The sequence below is a fragment of the Methylobacterium sp. Gmos1 genome, from assembly GCF_053764715.1.
Window position 1 is genome coordinate 1 of the sequence record NZ_JBSNCC010000010.1, and the last position, 16,400, is coordinate 16,400.

A 16,400-nucleotide genomic window follows, 5' to 3' on the forward strand; every position below is an offset into this window, starting at 1 on the left:
TGTTGAAGACGTAGTGCAGGGCGACGGTGAGCTCGACGACGCCGAGGCCCGCGCCGAGATGGCCGCCGGTGACGGAGACGGCGTCGATGGTCTCGGCGCGCAGCTCGGCGGCGAGCTGGGTCAAGTCGCTCTCGGGCAGCTGGCGGAGATCCGCCGGCTCGCGGACGCGGTCGAGGAGGGGGAGATTGAGCGGTGACACCGGAGCCATCCTCACGTCCGGAAGGGGAGAACCTGCCGCCGGAACCCGGCTCGGCAGGAATGGGAGCGATCAGGCGACATCGAGCGGCGCCGTCCCGGCGGCGCGTCCGTCCGCCCCGAGGGTGATGCGCTGGATGCGCGCCTCGGCGCGCTGCAGCAGCGTCTCGCAGTGGCGCTTGAGGGCCTCGCCGCGCTCGTAGATCGCGACGGATTCGTCGAGCGGCACGTTGCCCTGTTCCAGGCGCTGCACGATGCCCTCGAGTTCCTCGAGGGCCTTCTCGAACGGCAGATCCGCGGGTCCGGCCGGGCCGGCGGAGGCGGAGGCGGCCGCGCGGCTGGCATCGGACCGGGCTGCGGACATGCGCGAAGATGCTCCCATGATGAGCGTTGGGTTATGGCGAGTGAGGTGCCGCGAAACAACCCTCCGGCGGTGCCGCAGGGCCGGGACGGGGCCGCGGATGCCCGTTTGCGCGCCAGGGCTGCGTTTCGGCCACAGTGGAATCATCCGAGGGTGAGACGGAACGGCTCGCCCTCGAAGGCGTCCGCGCCGCGGCCGATCGCCGCGATGGCCGCCACCATGCGCCCGCCCCGGCCGAGCAGCGTGTCCGCGACCGCGACGAGGCGCCGGTTCGGCGTCGCCGAGGGCGAGGCGGCGCGCAGTTCGCGGGCGATCTCGGCCTCGTCGCGGTCCGGCCGCAGGGCGCAGGTCGCGATGAATGCGGCCGCCGTCGAGCGGCTGATGCCGGCATAGCAGTGGATCACCAGCGGCTGCTCGCGCGGCCAGGCGCGCACGAAGTCGAGGAGGCGCCGCACATGCGCCTCGTCCGGCAGCACGTGGCCGTCGAGGGCATCGGTGATGTCGCTGATGCCGACGAACAGGTGGTCGGCCTCCGCGATGGCCGCCGGCCGCGTCACCGTCGTGCCGACGTTGATGAGCGTCACCACGTGGCGCGCGCCCGTCTCCGCGACGGTCTCGGACAGGCGGGACAGGGCGCAGACGTGCAGGTTCGGCATGGTGCAGAAAAGATCCTTCGTCTCAGGAGGCGGGGACGGCCTGCAAGGCCTCGGCCAGTGCGTGGAAGCGGGCAAGGAAGGCGCCCTGCGCCTCGGCGGTCGGCCACGGGTCAAGCAGGGGATCGAGGAGCATCTCGACGCGGTCTGGCCGGCCGAAGACCCGGACCGCTTCCGTCTGCGAGAACCCGGCGAGGCGCGTCGCCTCGAGATAGGCGCTCAGGCGGTCGGCGCGCTTGATCAGGCGCTGCATCGCGCTCGTGGGCGCCGGCGCCAGGCCGAAGCGCAGGCGGATCGCCGCGAGGAGGCGCGTCTCCACCGCCTTGTAGGAATGGCCGATCGCCGCCTTGAACGGCGAGATGATGTCGCCGATCACGTATTCGGGCGCGTCGTGCAGCAGCAGCTCCAGCCGCCCGGCCGCGGGGAGATCGGGCTCGAAGGCGCCGCCGATCGCCTCGACGAGGAGCGAATGCTGGGCGACCGAGAAGACGTGCGGCCCGGCGGTCTGGCCGTTCCAGCGCGCCACCCGGGCAAGCCCGTGCGCGATGTCGGCGATCTCGACGTCGAGGGGCGAGGGATCGAGGAGGTCGAGGCGCCGCCCCGAGAGCATCCGCTGCCACGCCCTGGCTTGCGGGCTCACGAAACGGTCCCGGTGCCGCCCGGCCCCGGCAGGGCGGCGCAGGGCGCGTGGCGGCAGCAGCCGACGAGGTGGTCGTTGATCATGCCGACCGCCTGCATGAAGGCGTAGACGATGGTCGGGCCGCAGAAGCCGAACCCCTCCGCCTTGAGCGCCTTCGATAGCGCCCGCGAGGCCGGGCTCTCGGTCGGGATGTCGGCGCGGGTCCCGGGTCTCGGCTGGAGCGGGCGCCCGTCGACGAAGTCCCACAGGAAGGCCGAGAAGCCGGGGCCGCGCTCCTGGATCGCCAGGTAGGCCCGGGCGCCGCGGATCGTCGCCTCGATCTTGGCGCGGTTGCGGATAATGCCGGTATCCTGCATCAGCGCCTCGACCTCGGCCGGCCCGAAGCGCGCGATCGCCTCTGGCGCGAAACCCGCGAACGCGCGCCGAAATCCGTCGCGCCGGCGCAGGATGGTGATCCAGGACAGGCCGGCCTGGAACCCGTCGAGGATCAGCTTCTCGTAGAGGGCGCGATCGTCGTGCTCCGGCACCCCCCACTCGGTGTCGTGGTAGGCGACGTAGAGCGAATCGGTGCCCGGCCACCAGCAGCGCGGGCAGCCGTCGGGATGCGGAATCAGGCCGGTCGACATCCGGTGCCGTGTAGCGGTGCGGGGCCGGAACGCAACCTCTTCCGGGTCATCCTATTCCTGGAACTCGGCCGCCGCGAAGCCCTGGAGATAGAGGAGCCCGGTCAGGTCGCCGTGCTCGATGCGGGCATGCGCCGCCGCCGCGACGGCGGGCTTGGCGCGGAACGCCACGCCGAGGCCCGCCTCCTCCAGCATCGCGAGGTCGTTGGCGCCGTCGCCGACCGCCAGCGTCTCGGCCGGGTCGAGGCCGAGGCGGGTGCGCAGCTCGACGAGCGCAGCGCGCTTGGCGTCGCGCCCGACGATCGGCTCGGCGACGGTGCCGGCGAGCCGGTCGCCCTCGGTCTCGAGGCGGTTCGAGCGGTGCTCGTCGAACCCGATCTTCTCCGCCACCGGCCCGGTGAAGAGGGTGAAGCCGCCCGACACCAGGGCCGTGTAGGCGCCGTGGGCCTTCATCGTGCGCACCAGGGTGCGCCCGCCCGGGGTCAGGGTGATGCGCGCGGCGATCACCTCGTCGATGGCGCCGACGGCCAGGCCCTTCAGCAGGGCGACGCGCTCGCGCAGGGCCGGCTCGAACGCGATCTCGCCGCGCATCGCCCGCTCGGTGATCGCCGCGACGTGGTCCTTGAGGCCGACCTGATCGGCGAGTTCATCGATGCATTCCTGGCCGATCATGGTCGAGTCCATGTCGGCGAGAAACAGCCGCTTGCGCCGGTGGGGGCCTGAGACCTGCACCGCGACGTCGATCGGCTCGCCCTCGAGCGCCGCGCGCAGGCGCTCGGCGAGTGCGGGGGCGGCGGCGGGCGCGCCCTCGACCAGGATCTCGGCCGCGACCTCGCCGTGCAGGATCCGCGGCTGGTGCCCGGTCGCCAGCACCCGCCGGGCCTCGGCCAGCACCGCGTCGGTGATGGCGGGGCGCTCCGGGTTTGCTATCAGGGTCGCGACCAAGGTCATTGGAGAAGCTCGGGCTCGTCGTCGATGGCGTCCCGGCCGCGCGCGAGGGGCAGGCATGGACGGGCGGGTTCGGGCGATCCTCATCGCAGGGCCGACCGCCTCGGGCAAGTCGGCGCTGGCGCTGGCGCTCGCCCGCCGGCACGGCGGCGTGGTGATCAACGCCGATTCGATGCAGGTCTACCGCGACCTGCACCGGCTGAGCGCCCGGCCGACCCCCGAGGAGGAGGCGCTGGCGCCCCACCGCCTCTACGGCACGGTCGACGGCGCGGTGAACTTTTCCGTCGGGCACTACCTCGCGGAGGCCGGCCGTGCCCTGGCGGAGGCCTGGGAGGCGGGCCGGCTGCCGATCGTCGTCGGGGGGACCGGCCTCTACTTCATGGGCCTGACAGAGGGCCTGTCGGAGATCCCGCCGGTTCCCGAAGCCGTGCGCGCCGCGGTGCGGGCCGACGCGGAGGGCCGCGACACGCCCGCGCTTCACGCCTCCCTCGCCGCGGAGGACCCGGAGGGCGCCGCCCGCCTCGACCCCAACGACCGCCTGCGGGTGCTGCGGGCGCTCGAGGTCCTGGCCGCGACCGGCCGGCCGATCGCCGCCTATCACGCCGCGCGCCGGCCGGGGCCCCTCACCGGCCTTGCCTGTACCAAGCTGTTCCTCACCCCGGACCGGGAGGAGCTGCGCACCCGGATCGATGCCCGCTTCCTCGCCATGATGGCCGCGGGCGCCCTCGACGAGGTGCGGCGGCTCTCAGCCCGCGACCTCGACCCGATGCTGCCGGTGATGCGCGCCCACGGCGTTCCGGGGCTGATCGCGTATTTGCGCGGCGCCCTTCCCTACGACGAGGCCGTCGCCCGGGGGCAGGCGGATACCCGGCGCTATGCCAAGCGGCAGGTGACGTGGTTCCGGCACCAGGCGGGGACGGATTGGATGTGGTTGACGCCGGAGGCGGCGCTGGCGAGGGTCGCTGCCGGACTGTGGGACGGGGCGACCTGATGCCTCGTTCCGGACGGTTCCATCCTCGACCTCGCCCAGGGAGCCGCCTGACCGGATGCCACGGTGTCTAAGCTCGACAGGGTCGGCTCGGGGCGATGCCGCGGGGCCCGAACACGGAAACCGCAGATCGTTCGAGGATGAACGACGTGCGTTCCGCTTCGTTTCCTCCTGTCGCTATTGTTCTGCCCAACCTTGCGGCCCCCCGAGCCCATGGCGACGCCTTTCCGCTGTTTTTACGCGAGCACATGAGGTCGGCGTGACGAATCCCGGGTGTCCGCCCATCGATGCGGCAAGCCTGCTCGTCGGCGCGGCAGGCTCCGGGGACCGGGAGCGGCGCGCGTGACCGCCTTGCGCCGCGTCGCCGGGCTGCCCGGCGTCGCGCTGCGGGGATTCGTCGGGCTGGTCTATCCGCCGAGCTGCATCGCCTGCGGAGCCGCGACGGCGGTGCCGCACGCCCTCTGCGCCGGCTGCTGGAGCGAGATGCGCTTCATCGAGCGTCCCTATTGCGAGCGGCTCGGCACGCCGTTTTCTGTCGATCTCGGAGCGCCCGGCCTGCTCTCGCCAGCGGCGCTGGCCGATCCGCCGGTCTACGAGCGGGCCCGCGCGGTGGCGCGCTACGACGCCACGGCGCGGCGGCTGGTGCAGCGGCTGAAATACGAGGACCGGCTCGACCTCGCGGGGGCGATAGGGGCGATGATGGCGCGGGCGGGCGCCGAGCTGATGGCGGAGGCCGACGTGGTGGTGCCGGTGCCGCTCTGGCGCTGGCGGCTGTGGCGGCGGCGCTTCAACCAGGCCGCCCTGCTAGCCCGCACCGCGGCGCGCGGCAGCGGCGTGGTCGTGGCACCGGACCTCCTCGCCCGGGTGCGGCGCACCCGGCAGCAGGTCGGCCTGAGCCGGGTCGCCCGGGCCGAGAACCTGCAAGGCGCCTTCCGCGTGCCGGAGGGCGCCCGCCCCCGTCTCAGCGGCAGACGGGTGCTCCTCGTCGACGACGTGCTGACCACGGGCGCAACGGCGAACGCCGCCGCCCGGGCGCTGCTGCGCGGCGGGGCGGCGGCGGTCGACGTGCTGGTCTTTGCCCGCGTGGTGAGCGACGGGCGCGACGGAGCCTGAGCGTCACTCGCCGGAGCGGGGGCCGGCTCGACGAAGGATATGACGCGACAGCCGGAGTTCGCGCCGGGTCGCCCCGTGCATCCCTACCCGGCTCAGGCGCGCTGCACGGTCCCGATCGCGCCCTCGGACGCGGGCGCCTCGGTGCCGGTCGCGGCCAGGACCTTGCCGCGGGGCCCGACCCAGGCGCCGACCCACTTGCGCGACCACAGGGCGAGGCAGCCGAGCACGATGGCCGTGAAGGCGGCGTAGAACAGGAAGCCCGCCGCGAAGCCGCCAGTATACTGCTTCGACAGGCCCATGGCGTTCGGCAGGATGGCGCCGCCGAGCGCCCCGACCTCGCCGATCATCGAGCCCGCCACCGCGGTGTTGGTCGGCCAGCGCAGGGGCACGAGCTGGAACAGCGCGCCGTTGCCGGCGCCGAGCGCCGCGAAGCAGAACATGAACAGCAGCGTGGTCATCACCAGCGTCGGCGCCGCGGTGAGCGCCAGGAACGAGCCGACAGCGGCGAGCAGCACCACGGTGAGCACCAGGATGCCGCCGATCCGGTCGGCGAAGTAGCCGCCGAGGATGCGGATGCCGGAGCCCATCAGGGCGGCCAGCATGGTCAACCGCCCGGCCTCGATCTTGGTGACGGCGAACTGCTCGTAGAAGAACGTCGGCAGGAAGTTCGACAGGCCGATGAAGCCGCCGAAGGTGATGACGTAGATCAGGTTGAACGCCCAGCCGTCCTTCTCGAACAGGCAGGAGACGTGCTGCTTGAAGCTCTGGTGCTCGCGGTCCGGCGGTTCCTTGGCGAACACCACCATCACGATGAGCGGGAGGAGCATGAACACGCCGGCAAAGCCGTAGACCGACTGCCAGCCATAGGCCTGGGCGAGCGGCGGGGCGAACAGCACGGCGAGCACGGTCCCCGAGTTGCCGGCCCCGGCGATGCCCATCGCCAGGCCCTTGTGCTCAGGCGGGAACCAGCCCGAGCCGAGCGAGAGCGCGACGCCGAACGAGGCCCCGGCGATGCCGAGCAGCACGCCCATGGCGAGCACGTCGTTGAACGAGTGCACCAGGAAGAAGCCGTAGGCCATCGCCAGGATGATCAGCGACATCTCGGTGATCGCGGCGTTCTTGCGCCCGATATACTGGGCGAGCACGCCGAGGGGGAAGCGCATGATCGCGCCGGCGAGGATCGGCAACGAGATCATGAAGCCGGTCTGGGCCGGCGTGAGCTTGTAGGTCTCGGTGATGAACGGGCCCATGGCGCCGTTGAGCACCCAAATCGCGAAGCAGAAATCGAAGTACAGGAACGCAGCGAACAGGGTCGGGGGATGACCCGACTTCATGACGGTCTTGAAACTGGCCATATCGGAGCCTCACGCAGCCCCCGCGGGGGGTCTTCGACGCGCTTCAGGGTGAGGATCTCGGAGCCCGGCTCGTCCCGGTCCCGGCTCCTCAGTCTGTCGGACTTCCGTGTCCAAGGCTCGGGCGTCTTTGCCCCTCGGACCCTGCGGCCAGCCTCGATCCGGCTGAGCAGGTTTCGTGCCAGGTTACATGCAGGGGTGCGCGGACACCGGCCGGGGCTGTCGGCCGATCGCCTGCCTCACGGGCAGGCAGAGGCTGGCGCGCCGGGCGGCACAGCGGGTGGACACCGGTTTTTTGCCCGAAGCACGGCGCCGAATCTCGCCGCCGCATGCCGTTCGCCGTCCCCGCATCGTCCCGGGATCCGCCGAATGCGAGGATCCCGGGGTGCCGCAACATCGAAGACCTGGCGCGGCACCAGCCGGGAGCGGGTCGACGGGACGCCGTCCTTCTCGCCTCCAGGATCGAGACGCGACGCAGCCCGTCGAACGAGGGGAAGCCCTACGACGACGGGCCGGGCTCCAGCCCGACCGGCCGCTCCTGCGACCGGAACGGGTGGACCAGCTGCTCGCCAAATCCGCGCGGGAACGCGGGGTCGCCGTTGCCGAACTCCTGCGGCAGGACCCCTTTCGGCATGTAGAAGGTGCCGAAGACGAGGTCGATGAAGGGGAAGCAGCCGGCGAAGTTGCTGTTGCCGCCCTGGTCCAGCCCGGTGTGGTGCCAGCGGTGGAAGACCGGGCTCACCAGCACGTAGCGGAACGGGCCGAAGGTCCAGTCGAGGTTGGCGTGGGCGAGCGCCGAGACGCCGACGTTGAACGGGACGAGAGCGATCAGCACGTCCGGCGAGATGCCGAGCAAGAGCGGCACCACGTCCGCCAGGGCGCCGTGGAACACCGCGTCGACCGGGTGGAAGCGGGCGGCGGAGGTCCACTCGATCTCCTCGGAGGAGTGATGGATGGCGTGGAAGCGCCACAGCCGCATCGTGTGGAACAGCCGATGCGTCGTGTACATCACGAGGTCGGAGATGATGAGGTAGAGCGGCGCCTGCGCCCAGAACGGCAGGCCGGCGAGCGGCCCGATGCCCTCGCCGAACAGGCGCGGCAGCCCGAGCGTGCCGGGGAGCCCGTTCAGCAGGAACAGGCCGATGACCAGGAGCCAGATCCGGGCGTAGCCGGAGACGACCGGGATCACGAACCAGTAGCAGATATCCGTCACGATATCGGGCTTGCGCCACCACGGCCGGCCCGGATTGCACGCCCGGGCGACCAAGGCGATCACCGTGAACAGGAGACCCAGCACCGTCAGCAGCAGCACGATGCTGAGGGTGCTCTGACCGAGATTCTGGATCACGCCCCAGAGCGAGGGCGGCGGAACGGTCGGCATCGTCACGATCCTTGCTTGATGGCGATGAACCGGCGGATCTGCGCCAGCGCCGCCTCGACCTGGAGGGAAAGGAGCGCGCGCCCGCGCTCCGCCGTGGCGCGGCGGGGATCGCCGCTGCTGCCGTCGCTGGCGAGCCCGAGCCGGGCGAGGAGCGGCGGCGGCGCGCGGTCGAAATCGACCCGCTCGGGGGCGGTCGCCATGAGGGAGGCGTGGTCGGCGAGGCCGGCATGGCTGCCGATCGTCGCCGGCGTCTCGCCCTGCGCCTCCAGCCAGAGGGTCTGCGCCTGGTTGCCCGCGACGTAGTAGTCGTCGACGCTCAGCACCCGCACGCCCTGGGCCGCCCAGTCGCGGTCGAGCCTGGCCGCGACCTGCTGCTGGGGCCGTAGCGAGCCGCCGTGATCGGCGATGAACAGGATGGTGCGAAAGCCGTGCGCCTTCAGGCTGCGGGCGATGCCCTCCAGCGTGCCCGCATAGGCCTCCTCGGAGACGCCGAGGGTGCCGGGGAAGACGAGGTTGCCGGTCGGCGGATCGAACTCGCCCTGCGGCACGTAGGACACGACCGGGGCGATGAGCGTGCGGCCCAGGGCTTCGGCGATGCGCTGCGCCGTCCAGGCGACGATGCTGTCGTGCTTGGCAATGGCGAGGTAAGGGCCGTTCTGCTCCAGGCCGCCGCTCGGGACGAGCGCCGTCGTGTAGCCCTGGTCGAGGGCTTGGCGCACCTCGATCCAGGTCATGTCGGCCATCGCGATCCGCTGCACGGCGGGCGCCGGCCACGAGTGCTGGAGCGTCAGGACGCCGAAGGCCAGGAGGGTGCAGGCCGTCAGGACGGCGCGTCGGGAGAACGGAAGCGGGTCGAGGATCGGCATGAGGGCGTACGGCGCCATCGCCGCGCGGCGGCGGGTCGTGGCGGTCATAGAACGGAAAGCTTAACGAAGACGCCGCGCTCGCCGGCCGGGGGGATCGGGCTCGCCGACCAGGAGGCGCGACCAAGAGGCTTGCGCCCGGCCCGGACCGTCGCTATACCGCCGCCATCCCGCCGGGACAGCTCCCATCGTCTAGCGGTCTAGGACGTCGCCCTCTCACGGCGAAAACAGGGGTTCGAGTCCCCTTGGGAGCGCCATCGGCCGGGTTTCCCCGACAGCGCTATCGTTTGAAGCAGAGCGGCGCCGGTGCGTCGCCGAGCGAGATCCGCGTCAGGCTCTACCACAGCAATCGGCATTCGCCGCCGTCACGGCGTGCGCGCGCCGGATTCGCTCGGGCTGCGGCGAGGATCGGCCGGCAGGCCCTGCGTCATCGGGGACGCACGACCTTTCGAGATCCCGGGCGTTGGGCCGGGACCGCGCCCGCATCCCGCGGCGCCCCCCGACCTCCGAGGCCCGACCCGATGGCTGCCGACACCACCGCCCTCTCCGACCGCGCCCTGTCGATCTTCGCTTTCGCGGCCTACCACCACCTGATCAGCGGCCAGCCGATCGCGTCCGTGGTGCGCCGGGACGGCAGCGGCCACCAGGCGGATCCGAAGGGCGCCGCCGAGGTCGAGGAGCGCGGCCTTGCGACCTTGAGCGACGACGAGATCACCTTCACCGAGCCGGGCATTGCCCTGGTCGAGCGGACGGTCGAGGCGATCCGCCAAGCCGGCGCACGCTGACAGCCGGCGGACGTCGAACCGGCGCTTGACGATCCGTCGTCGCGATGGAACGCGTGGATGCCGCGGCGCCGGGCCTCTCCCGGGCCGCCCCGGAGACGATCCCTTGGACGATCCCTTGGACGCGCCCGCCCTCGCCCGCCTGATCGACCACACGCTCCTGCGGGCCGACGCGACCCCGGCCGAGGTGCGGCGCCTGTGCGAGGAGGCGCTGGCGCACCGCTTCAAGGCGGTCTGCGTCAACCCGGTCCATGTCGGGCTCGTCGCCGAGGTCCTGGCCGGCAGCGACGTCGCCCCCTGCTCCGTCGTCGGTTTCCCCCTCGGTGCGGTGATGCCGGAGGACAAGGCGGCGGAGGCGGCCGGCGCGGTCCGCCGCGGCGCGGCCGAGATCGACATGGTGATCGCGCTCGGCCCCCTGAAGGCCGGGGACCACGCCGTCGTCCGGGCCGACATCGCGGCGGTCCGGGCCGCCTGCCGCGGGCAGGTGCTCAAGGTCATCATCGAGACCTGCCTCCTCGACGAGGCGCAGAAGCGCCTCGCCTGCACCCTGGCGGTCGAGGCCGGCGCCGATTTCGTCAAGACCTCGACCGGCTTCTCGACCGGCGGCGCCACCGTGGCGGACGTGGCGCTGATGCGCGCGAGCGTGGGCGAGGCCGTCGGCGTCAAGGCATCCGGGGGCGTGCGCAGCCTGGAGGCCGCCCAGGCCCTGATCGCGGCGGGCGCAACGCGGCTCGGCACGAGTTCGGGCGTGGCGCTGGTGACGGCGGGCGTGGCCAGCGGGTCGTATTGAGGCCGAGAGGCCGGCGGGTCGACCGATCGGGATTCGGTTCGACGGGTGAGGGTCCGTTCGGTCGATCTCTGCAGACGTGTCACCCTCCGGGTCATTCAGGGGCCGGTTGTACTCTGACCGGCTGACGCAGGCAGGCCTCCAGAACGAGCCCACGGGCCGGAGAAACGGGCGCGCCGGCCTCCTGCTATCCTCCCGTGTCCCGTCATCGGCATGAACAGGACGACCTCGTTCGAGCCTGTTCGCGCAACCGATAGGTGCCATAACTCTAGGGAATCCATGCAGGATTGTATGCCAGATTACCGTTAGGAATCCGGGCGCCCATTTCCAATAAGCCTTGCACAAGCTTTTCGACTACAATTCAAGGGCCGCCGAGAATTCCGGGAGCCCCCGCCGATGGTCCTGCCGCGCCGCCTCGTGCGACGGCTCCGCCTGCCCCGCACGTGGATCGCGCTCGGCGTGCTGGCGCCCCTCGGGATGCTCGTCGTGTCCGGGCTCATGCTGCTCGACCTGCGGCGGGACGCCTGGGACAAGGCGGACCAGACCTCCCGCAACCTCCTGCAGGTCATCGAGCGGGACATCGCCCGCAACATCGAGATCATCGATCTCACCCTCCACGGGATCGTCGACACCCTGAAGGAGCCCCTCGTCGCCGAGGCGACGCCGCAGCTGCGCCAGCTGATCCTGTTCGATCGCGCCACGACGGCCCGCGATCTCGGCGCCATGGTGGTCGTCGACGAGAACGGCGACAGCGTCACCGACGCGGCCGGCTGGCCGCCGCGGCGCGCCAACTACGCCGATCGCGCCTATTTCCAGGCTCACAGGGCCGATCCGCATCTCGGCCTCCACGTCAGCAGGCCCTTGGTGTCGCGCCTGCTCGGAACGCCGGTGGTGGTCCTGAGCCGGCGCATCGACAAGCCGGACGGCTCGTTCGGCGGCCTCGTGATCGGAAGCCTCAAGCTGTCGTACTTCGGCAACCTGCTCGACCAGATCGGCCTCGGCCGGGACGGCGCGATCAACATCTATCATCGCGACGGGACGCGCCTGATGCGCTACCCCTTTGAAGTGGGCGACATCGGGGTCAACCTGTCCGGCACGCCGAACTTCGAGCGCTTCGTGCGCGAGGGGCGCGGAAGCTTCGTCGCGACCTCCGTGCGCGATGGGGTGGAACGGCACTATGCCTTCGCCTCCATCGGCCCCTGGCCGCTGCTCCTCAACGTCGCCCTCTCGACGCGCGAGATCGAGGCGGCCTGGCGCGCCAAGGCGCTCGTCATCACGGCGATCGTCGTCGTCCTGTGCGGCCTGACGAGCCTGCTCTCGCTGCTCTACGGGCGCGACCTGCGCCGCAGGGCCTTGATGCAGGCCGAGCTGACCCGCCTCTCCCGGACGGACGTCCTGACCGGGCTGCCCAACCGGCGCCGGTTCGAGCAGGTGCTCGACCGCGCCTGGAAGCGGGCCGGGCGGAGCGGCCGGCCGCTCGCCCTGCTGGCGGTCGATGCCGACCACTTCAAGCGCTGCAACGACCGCTACGGGCACGCGGTCGGCGACGAGGTGCTCAAGCGGCTCGCCCGCTGCCTCTCGGCGAGCGTCCAGCGGCCGGACGACCTCGTGGCGCGGGTCGGCGGCGAGGAATTCGTGGTGCTGCTGCCCGCCACCGACGCGGACGGCGCCTCGCGCATGGCCGGCCTGATCCACGACGCCGTCGCGACGCTGGGCGTGCCCTCGGCCGGCATCGCCGCCGGAGCCGTCACGGTCAGCATCGGCCTCGCGGTCGGGCCGGCCGCGAACGACGCGGCGTGGGAGGATCTCTACCGACGGGCCGACGCCGCGCTCTACGCCGCCAAGGACGCGGGCCGCAATTGCACCCGCTCTGACGCGGTCGCTCCCGGCGGATCGCACGCGAGCTTGCGCCTCGCCTGCCCCTGATCCGGGATCGGGCCCCAGCGATGCGCGTGTCGCCCGCGACGGACCGATCCGGTGGTGCTACGCGCCCTCCGGCCGGTAGCGCTCCGGCCGCGTCCCGTCCTCGTCGGTGAAGCCGTACGACCGCGCCAGGTCCGCGGCGTGCAGCACCTGTCCGGCGTGAGCCCTCACGCCGGGATCCCCCGCCAGCGCCGCCAGGGCCCGGCCGGCATAGAGCGGGCTCTCCCCGCCCCCCATCCCGGCCTCGACCACCCGCTCGGTCCGCACCAGCCCCGGCGCGAGCGCCAGCGCGGTGACGCCGTAGGGCGCCAGCTCCTCCGCCATCGCCAGCGCCAGGCGGTTGGTGGCGGCCTTGGCGAGGTCGTAGAACAGGTCGCCGAGATAGGCCTCCGTGCCGAACGAGACCAGCGCCAGCAGGCCGCCCTTGGCCGAGACCATGGCGGGCGCCACCGCCCGGGCGAGGATCAGCCCGGCGAGCGGCCCGGTCTCGAGGCCGTGGCGCAGGGGCGCGAGACCGCGGCGCCAGAAGGCGGTGCCCCAGGTGGCGCCGTCGGGGTAGCGCACGCCGTCATAGCCCTCGTTGCCGCCCCAGACGCTCGACACCGCGACGTCGATGCGGCCGAAGCGGCGCAGAACCCAGCGCACCATCGCGTCCACCTCGGCCTCGCGGGTGTGGTCGCACAGGTAATGGTGGCCGCGCCCGCCCGCGAGATCGATCTCCCGGGCGGTGTCCTCCAGGGCCTCGGTCCGCTGGTCGGTGCGCCGCCCGGTCTCGCTGGAGCGGGCGGTGACCACCACCGTGGCGCCGGCCTCGCCCAGCGCTCGTGCGATGCCGCGGCCGACCCCGCGCGAGGCGCCGGCGACGAGGCAGACCTTACCGGAAAGATCCGGGACGCCTTGAGGCCTCACCGGGCGCCGCGGGACAGGAAGCGCTGGAACGCAGCCTGCGCCTCCGGCGAGCGGAGCGCCGCGTCGAAGGCCGCGGCCTCGGCGTCCATGGCGGCCTGCACGGCCGCGTGGTCGCCGCGGATCAGCCGTCGGGCGGCGGCGAGCGCCTGGCGGGGCTTGGCGGCGAGCTTGGCGCCCTGCGCCAGCGCGTGTTCGATGAGCCCGTCGGCCGGCACGACCGCGTTGGCGAGCCCGAGCCGCACCGCCTCGTCGGCCCCGAAGGCCTCGCCGAGGAGCAGGAGCTCGGTCGCCTTCGGCAGGCCGACCCGGCGCGGCAGCAGGTAGCTCGAGGCCGCCTCCGGCACGAGGCCGAGATCGACGAACGGCATCCGGAAGGTCGCGGCGGGCGCGACGTAGACGAGGTCGCAATGCAGCGTCAGCGTGGTGCCGACCCCGACCGCGAGCCCGTCCACCGCCGCCACCATCGGCGTGCGGGTCACGGCGAGCTGACGGATGAAGCGCAAGGACGGCGCCTCGCCGAAGTTCCTCTCGGCCCGGGCGACGAAGTCGGCGATGTCGTTGCCGGCGGTGAACACCCCTTCGACCCCGGCGAAGACCACGGCGCCGACGCCCGACCCTTCGCGGTCCGCGCCCTCAAGGGCCTCCCGCATGGCGTCGTACATCGCGCCCGTGAGGGCGTTCTTCTTCTCGGGGCGCACGAGCTGGACGAGGCGGACGCCGCCGGGCTGGTCGGTGATGCGGACGTGGTCGGTCATGGAACCCTCGGGATTACGGCTTGGGCGCGGGATCGGTCGTGTCGAGCCGGCGTGGCTGAAGTCCTCCATTGTCATCCCGAGGCCGCGCAGCGGAACCCGGGATCCATAATCGCTGGGGTTTCAGAACCAGTCGGACCGCGTGCCGCCTTGTCCGCCACCGTCAGCGGTTATGGATCCCGGGTTCTCGACTTCGTCGAGCCCCGGGATGACACGGAGGGGATGAGTCCGGGCGTGTTCGGGCTCCCTCACCCCGCCAGCGCCAATACCCCGTCCTGCAGGAAGCCGCCGCCCCCGGTCACCGTCTCCTCCAGCCCCCGGCTCGCCGTGGCGAGGTTCTCGGCGAAGAAGCGCGCGAGCGCGATGCGGGCCGGATGCGCCGGATCGCCGTCGCCGGCCTTGGCCGCCGCGTTCGCCGCCAGCGCCGCTTGCGCCAGGCAGGTGCCGCCTTGCGCAATGCCGAACAGGCGCAGGTACGGGGTGGCGCCGGCGAGCGCCTCCTCCGGCCGGTTCGAGCCGAGCGCCTTCAGCAGATGGCTCGTCGCCCGGTCGAGGGATTCGATCGCTTCGCGCAGGCGCGGCGCGGTGTGGCCGAAAGCCGATCCGCCCTCCTTCAGCACGCGTTCGGCGACGAGGCGCATGGCGCCGATCTGACCGCGCACCACCGCGCCGTTCTCCATCGGCAGCTTGCGGGTGACGAGATCGATCGCCTGGATGCCGTTGGTGCCCTCATAGATCGCCGCGATGCGGGCGTCGCGCAGGTGCTGGGCGGCGCCGGTCTCCTCGACGAAGCCCATGCCGCCATGGACCTGGATGCCGAGCGAGGCGACCTCGATGCCGATGTCGGTCGAGAAGGCCTTCGCCACCGGGGTCAGCAACGAGGCCCGCGCCTGCGCCGCCCTGCGCCCTGCCTCGTCCGGCGCCCGGTGGGCGCGGTCGATCGCCTCCGCGGTCAGGTAGCAGATGCCCCGGGAGGCGCCCGTCAGCGCCTTCATGGTCAGGAGCATCCGCTGGACGTCCGGGTGCTCGATGATGGCGCTCGCGCCTTCGCCGGCGGCGCTCGCCCGGCCCTGGCGGCGGTCGCGGGCATACAGGAGCGCCTGCTGGTAGGCGCGCTCGGCGATGGCCACACCCTGGAGGCCGACGCCGAGGCGGGCGTTGTTCATCATCGTGAACATGCAGGCCAGGCCCCGGTTGGCTTCGCCGACGAGCCAGCCGGTGGCGCCGTCATAGACCATGGTGCAGGTCGGCGAGCCGTGGATGCCGAGCTTGTGCTCGATGCCCGCGCACTTCACCGCGTTGCGCGCGCCGTCCGGCAGCACCTTCGGCACCAGGAACAGCGAGATGCCGCGGGTGCCGGCCGGCGCGTCGGGGAGCCGCGCCAGGACCAGGTGGACGATGTTGTCGGTGAGGTCGTGCTCGCCCCAGGTGATGTAGATCTTCTCGCCCGAGATCCGGTAGGAGCCGTCGCCCGCGGGCTCGGCCCGGGTGCGCATCACCGAGAGGTCCGAGCCGGCCTGCGGCTCGGTGAGGTTCATGGTGGCGGTCCACTCGCCCGAGACCAGCTTCTCGAGGTAGCGGGCGCGCAGGTCCTCGCTGCCGTGCCGGCTCAGCGCCTCGACGCCGCCGGCGGTGAGCAGCGGCCCGAGGCCGAAAGCCATCGAGGCGGAGTTCCACATCTCGATGCAGGCGGCGTTGAGCAGGATCGGCAGGCCCTGGCCGCCATACTCGACCGGGCCCGGCAGGGCGTTCCAGCCGCCCTCGGTCCAGGCGCGGTAGGCCTCGCGGTAGCCCGGCGGCATCGTCACGACGCCGTCCTTGAGCGGGGTGCCGTGGCGGTCGCCAATCGTGTTCAGCGGCGCCACCACGTCGTTGGCGAATCGCCCGGCCTCCTCCAGGATCGTGTCGACGAGGTCGTCCGTGAGGTCGCCGTGCAACCCTTCCGCGATGGCGCGGTCGAGCCCGGCGACGTGCCGGAGGGTGAAGGCCATCTCGGCCACGGGCGCGCGATAGGTCATCGAGGGCTCCTCCCGGTGAGCGGGGGCGGCTTTTCCGTGAGAGCCTGCGGCACGGGCCCCCGGGAACCACCCTTTGGATTTGACGTGCGGATGCCGCCGACGCTACGGCCGG

General features: G+C 72.2%; 17 protein-coding genes and 1 tRNA gene. 6 read left to right on the forward strand and 12 right to left on the reverse strand.

Features of this window, described 5'->3' with window-relative positions; translation table 11 throughout:
• From ACS5PV_RS19125 to serB, 6 genes are all read right to left on the reverse strand, one after another.
• The coding region (locus tag ACS5PV_RS19125; protein ID WP_455396932.1) for a 1-deoxy-D-xylulose-5-phosphate synthase N-terminal domain-containing protein at positions 1-199 on the reverse strand (199 nt) is incomplete at its 3' end.
• 69 nt (positions 200-268) lie between these two features.
• Positions 269-559 carry an exodeoxyribonuclease VII small subunit gene (locus tag ACS5PV_RS19130; protein ID WP_455396933.1) on the reverse strand — a complete coding sequence of 97 codons (291 nt, stop codon included), beginning with the start codon at positions 557-559 and terminating at the stop codon, positions 269-271.
• A 140-nt stretch (positions 560-699) separates the two neighbouring features.
• Positions 700-1,212 (reverse strand): tyrosine phosphatase family protein, encoded by a 513-nt coding sequence (locus tag ACS5PV_RS19135; protein ID WP_455396934.1) that lies wholly within the window; start codon positions 1,210-1,212, stop codon positions 700-702.
• A 22-nt stretch (positions 1,213-1,234) separates the two neighbouring features.
• Positions 1,235-1,819 carry a hydrolase gene (locus ACS5PV_RS19140; protein ID WP_455397091.1) on the reverse strand — a complete coding sequence of 195 codons (585 nt, stop codon included), beginning with the start codon at positions 1,817-1,819 and terminating at the stop codon, positions 1,235-1,237.
• Positions 1,820-1,845: 26 nt separating this feature from the next.
• Entirely contained in the window at positions 1,846-2,475 is a 630-nt protein-coding gene (locus ACS5PV_RS19145) for a DNA-3-methyladenine glycosylase I (protein WP_455396935.1), read from the reverse strand.
• A 51-nt stretch (positions 2,476-2,526) separates the two neighbouring features.
• Positions 2,527-3,423, reverse strand: coding sequence for a phosphoserine phosphatase SerB (serB, locus tag ACS5PV_RS19150; RefSeq protein WP_455396936.1), 897 nt, complete (start codon positions 3,421-3,423; stop codon positions 2,527-2,529).
• A gap of 55 nt (positions 3,424-3,478) precedes the next feature.
• Between serB and miaA the strand changes: the two genes are divergently transcribed.
• Together miaA and ACS5PV_RS19160 are read left to right on the forward strand one after the other, a co-directional pair.
• The gene (miaA, locus tag ACS5PV_RS19155) at positions 3,479-4,411 is read left to right on the forward strand and encodes a tRNA (adenosine(37)-N6)-dimethylallyltransferase MiaA (RefSeq protein WP_455396937.1); all 933 of its coding nucleotides are present in this window, start codon (positions 3,479-3,481) and stop codon (positions 4,409-4,411) included.
• Positions 4,412-4,750: 339 nt separating this feature from the next.
• Entirely contained in the window at positions 4,751-5,521 is a 771-nt protein-coding gene (locus ACS5PV_RS19160; RefSeq protein WP_455396938.1) for a ComF family protein, read from the forward strand.
• Between the two features lie 92 nt (positions 5,522-5,613).
• Here the strand turns inward: ACS5PV_RS19160 and ACS5PV_RS19165 are convergent, their stop codons facing one another.
• From ACS5PV_RS19165 to ACS5PV_RS19175, 3 genes are all read right to left on the reverse strand, one after another.
• On the reverse strand, positions 5,614-6,876 hold the full coding sequence (locus tag ACS5PV_RS19165; RefSeq protein WP_455396939.1) for an MFS transporter: 1,263 nt from the start codon (positions 6,874-6,876) through the stop codon (positions 5,614-5,616).
• A gap of 496 nt (positions 6,877-7,372) precedes the next feature.
• A complete protein-coding gene (locus ACS5PV_RS19170) occupies positions 7,373-8,254 on the reverse strand; it encodes a sterol desaturase family protein (RefSeq protein ID WP_455396940.1) in 882 nt (293 codons plus the stop codon).
• A gap of 2 nt (positions 8,255-8,256) precedes the next feature.
• Positions 8,257-9,168, reverse strand: a complete 912-nt coding sequence (locus ACS5PV_RS19175; protein ID WP_455396941.1) for a creatininase family protein — start codon at positions 9,166-9,168, stop codon at positions 8,257-8,259.
• 130 nt (positions 9,169-9,298) lie between these two features.
• Between ACS5PV_RS19175 and ACS5PV_RS19180 the strand changes: the two genes are divergently transcribed.
• The 4 genes from ACS5PV_RS19180 to ACS5PV_RS19195 all read left to right on the forward strand — a co-directional run bounded on the left by ACS5PV_RS19180 (position 9,299) and on the right by ACS5PV_RS19195 (position 12,612).
• Positions 9,299-9,374, forward strand: a tRNA-Glu gene (locus tag ACS5PV_RS19180).
• Positions 9,375-9,638: 264 nt separating this feature from the next.
• Positions 9,639-9,902: a hypothetical protein gene (locus ACS5PV_RS19185; RefSeq protein WP_455396942.1), complete on the forward strand. Its 264-nt coding sequence runs from the start codon at positions 9,639-9,641 to the stop codon at positions 9,900-9,902.
• Positions 9,903-10,005: 103 nt separating this feature from the next.
• Complete coding sequence (gene deoC, locus ACS5PV_RS19190) at positions 10,006-10,689, forward strand: deoxyribose-phosphate aldolase (protein ID WP_455396943.1); 684 nt, start codon at positions 10,006-10,008, stop codon at positions 10,687-10,689.
• A gap of 393 nt (positions 10,690-11,082) precedes the next feature.
• Complete coding sequence (locus tag ACS5PV_RS19195) at positions 11,083-12,612, forward strand: sensor domain-containing diguanylate cyclase (protein ID WP_455396944.1); 1,530 nt, start codon at positions 11,083-11,085, stop codon at positions 12,610-12,612.
• Positions 12,613-12,669: 57 nt separating this feature from the next.
• On the opposite strand, the gene ACS5PV_RS19200 is transcribed toward ACS5PV_RS19195, so the two are convergent.
• From ACS5PV_RS19200 to ACS5PV_RS19210, 3 genes are all read right to left on the reverse strand, one after another.
• Positions 12,670-13,518: an SDR family NAD(P)-dependent oxidoreductase gene (locus ACS5PV_RS19200; protein ID WP_455396945.1), complete on the reverse strand. Its 849-nt coding sequence runs from the start codon at positions 13,516-13,518 to the stop codon at positions 12,670-12,672.
• Positions 13,515-14,273 (reverse strand): enoyl-CoA hydratase-related protein, encoded by a 759-nt coding sequence (locus ACS5PV_RS19205; RefSeq protein WP_455396946.1) that lies wholly within the window; start codon positions 14,271-14,273, stop codon positions 13,515-13,517. Before ACS5PV_RS19205 ends, ACS5PV_RS19200 begins: the two co-directional genes overlap by 4 nt.
• 245 nt (positions 14,274-14,518) lie before the next feature.
• Complete coding sequence (locus ACS5PV_RS19210) at positions 14,519-16,288, reverse strand: acyl-CoA dehydrogenase (RefSeq protein ID WP_455396947.1); 1,770 nt, start codon at positions 16,286-16,288, stop codon at positions 14,519-14,521.
• Positions 16,289-16,400 lie beyond the last annotated feature (112 nt).

What these genes read in the sequence shown, in the direction of transcription:
- ACS5PV_RS19130 (WP_455396933.1), bottom strand. Translation starts at nt 559, where the DNA reads ATGTCCGCAGCCCGGTCCGATGCCAGCCGCGCGGCCGCCTCCGCCTCC.
- ACS5PV_RS19135 (WP_455396934.1), bottom strand. Translation starts at nt 1,212, where the DNA reads ATGCCGAACCTGCACGTCTGCGCCCTGTCCCGCCTGTCCGAGACCGTC.
- ACS5PV_RS19140 (WP_455397091.1), bottom strand. Translation starts at nt 1,819, where the DNA reads ATGCTCTCGGGGCGGCGCCTCGACCTCCTCGATCCCTCGCCCCTCGAC.
- ACS5PV_RS19145 (WP_455396935.1), bottom strand. Translation starts at nt 2,475, where the DNA reads ATGTCGACCGGCCTGATTCCGCATCCCGACGGCTGCCCGCGCTGCTGG.
- serB (WP_455396936.1), bottom strand. Translation starts at nt 3,423, where the DNA reads ATGACCTTGGTCGCGACCCTGATAGCAAACCCGGAGCGCCCCGCCATC.
- miaA (WP_455396937.1), top strand. Translation starts at nt 3,479, where the DNA reads ATGGACGGGCGGGTTCGGGCGATCCTCATCGCAGGGCCGACCGCCTCG.
- ACS5PV_RS19165 (WP_455396939.1), bottom strand. Translation starts at nt 6,876, where the DNA reads ATGGCCAGTTTCAAGACCGTCATGAAGTCGGGTCATCCCCCGACCCTG.
- ACS5PV_RS19170 (WP_455396940.1), bottom strand. Translation starts at nt 8,254, where the DNA reads ATGCCGACCGTTCCGCCGCCCTCGCTCTGGGGCGTGATCCAGAATCTC.
- ACS5PV_RS19175 (WP_455396941.1), bottom strand. Translation starts at nt 9,168, where the DNA reads ATGACCGCCACGACCCGCCGCCGCGCGGCGATGGCGCCGTACGCCCTC.
- ACS5PV_RS19185 (WP_455396942.1), top strand. Translation starts at nt 9,639, where the DNA reads ATGGCTGCCGACACCACCGCCCTCTCCGACCGCGCCCTGTCGATCTTC.
- ACS5PV_RS19195 (WP_455396944.1), top strand. Translation starts at nt 11,083, where the DNA reads ATGGTCCTGCCGCGCCGCCTCGTGCGACGGCTCCGCCTGCCCCGCACG.
- ACS5PV_RS19205 (WP_455396946.1), bottom strand. Translation starts at nt 14,273, where the DNA reads ATGACCGACCACGTCCGCATCACCGACCAGCCCGGCGGCGTCCGCCTC.
- ACS5PV_RS19210 (WP_455396947.1), bottom strand. Translation starts at nt 16,288, where the DNA reads ATGACCTATCGCGCGCCCGTGGCCGAGATGGCCTTCACCCTCCGGCAC.